This is a genomic window from Cupriavidus sp. 05L310, assembly GCF_056398185.1.
In genome coordinates this window covers 1-1,688 of the sequence record NZ_JBFTOX010000149.1, presented here as the reverse complement: position 1 = coordinate 1,688, position 1,688 = coordinate 1, and the positions used below count along the sequence as shown (strand labels likewise).

Annotated in this window: 3 protein-coding genes; all 3 read left to right on the top strand. The window is 58.1% G+C overall.

Going from position 1 to position 1,688, the window contains the following annotated elements; all coding sequences use genetic code 11:
• Positions 1–476 (top strand): DUF3304 domain-containing protein (locus AC1DS6_RS42505; RefSeq protein ID WP_477104792.1); only part of this gene is annotated, 476 nt, incomplete at its 5' end.
• Positions 477–657: 181 nt separating this feature from the next.
• Positions 658–1,110, top strand: coding sequence for a DUF3304 domain-containing protein (locus AC1DS6_RS42500; protein WP_477104791.1), 453 nt, complete (start codon positions 658–660; stop codon positions 1,108–1,110).
• A 98-nt stretch (positions 1,111–1,208) separates the two neighbouring features.
• Positions 1,209–1,664, top strand: a complete 456-nt coding sequence (locus AC1DS6_RS42495) for a DUF3304 domain-containing protein (RefSeq protein ID WP_477104790.1) — start codon at positions 1,209–1,211, stop codon at positions 1,662–1,664.
• Positions 1,665–1,688 lie beyond the last annotated feature (24 nt).

Below are 1,688 nucleotides of genomic sequence, written 5' to 3'. Positions count from 1 at the left end.
CAACCCAACATAGGAGCGTGTCGATGGGAACCCGAATGCAGTCTGTTCTCTGCCGCCTTGCTGTGTCCCTGGCAATGCTGGGCACAGCCTGCGCTGTCAGCAGCCCTGCTACCGCGATGGACCTGGTGGGCTACAACTACACGGATCAGTATGTCGCAGCATATAGCGTCAATGGCTCTGCAGGCGCCAACATCTACCCACATGCGGGCGGCGGCGGCTTCGTTTGCTGCATTTCTGTGCCTAGGGAATGGCAGTCGGGCATGACGGTCACGGTGAGGTGGACGGGAGACCGCAACGCCAACCCGATCCCATGGAAAACGCGTGTGGTGGAGGTGCCTCCCTATACGGCTAAGGATCGGGGTCATCTCGCGGTGCACTTCTTAGCCAACGATGAGGTCACGGTGCTGGTCACGACGAAGACTGCTGGTCACCCCGAGTATCCATATCCGTACCCCGACGAAGGTGTCAAGAAATGACCGCGCGATCCTCGGAGCTCTTTCCGACTCGCGGCCTGCACGCGCTTTCGCCGCGCGAGGCGATGCAGCGGGCGGCGGGGGCTAGCCAGCACTTTGCCTCAGGACAATGCCCCCGGGTAACTCAATGTGAGGGTCTTTTCCGATGGCACTGGGAATATATGCATCGACACGAGGAATAGCCATGAACTCCTGGCCTAGAAGAATCTACCGCAGTCTTTCACTGCTGCTTGCGGCGTTTGGCACGGCGTGCACAGCAACCAGTCACGCAATCGCCATGGATCTGGTGGGTTACAACTACACGGATCGGTATGTGGCTGCATATAGCGTCAACGGCTATCCGGGCGCAAATATCTACCCGCATGAGGGGGGCGGAAAATTTGTCTGTTGCATTTCTGTACCCGCTGAATGGCAACCCGGCATGACAGTCACGGTGAAATGGTCGGGGAAGCGAAACACCAACCCGATCCCCTGGAAAACGCGCATTGTTGACGTGCCTCCCTATACGTCCAAGGATCGAGGTCATCTCGCGGTGCACTTCTTCCCCAACGATGAGGTAAAGGTATTGGTCGCAACGAAGATTGTTGGCCATCCTGACTATCCCTATCCATACCCTGACGAAGGTGTCGGGCGATGACTACGCAATCCGCGGAACTCTTCCCGACCAAGGTGATGTGGGGCAGGGTGCTCCCTAAGATGCCAGAGTCAAGCTCAACCCGAAATTGGAGCGTATCTATGGGAACCCGGATGCAGTCTGTTCTCTGCGGTCTTGCTGTGCCCGTGGCAATGCTGGGCACAGCCTGCGCTGTTAGCAGTCCTGCCACCGCGATGGACCTGGTGGGCTACAACTACACGGATCAGTATGTCGCAGCATATAGCGTCAATGGCTCTGCAGGCGGCAACATCTACCCACATGCGGGCGGCGGCGGCTTCGTTTGCTGCATTTCCGTGCCAAGGGAATGGCAGCCGGGCATGACGGTCACGGTGAAGTGGACGGAAGACCGTAACGCCAACCCGATCCCGTGGAAGACGCGGGTGGTGGATGTGCCTCCCTATACGGCTAAGGATCGTGGTCATCTCGCCGTGCACTTCTTTCCCAACGATGAGGTCACGGTGCTGGTTACAACGAAAGCACCTGGGCACCCTGACTATCCCTACCATTTCTATCCCAGCGAAGGTGTCCGGAAATGACCGCGCCATCCCCTGAGATAGATA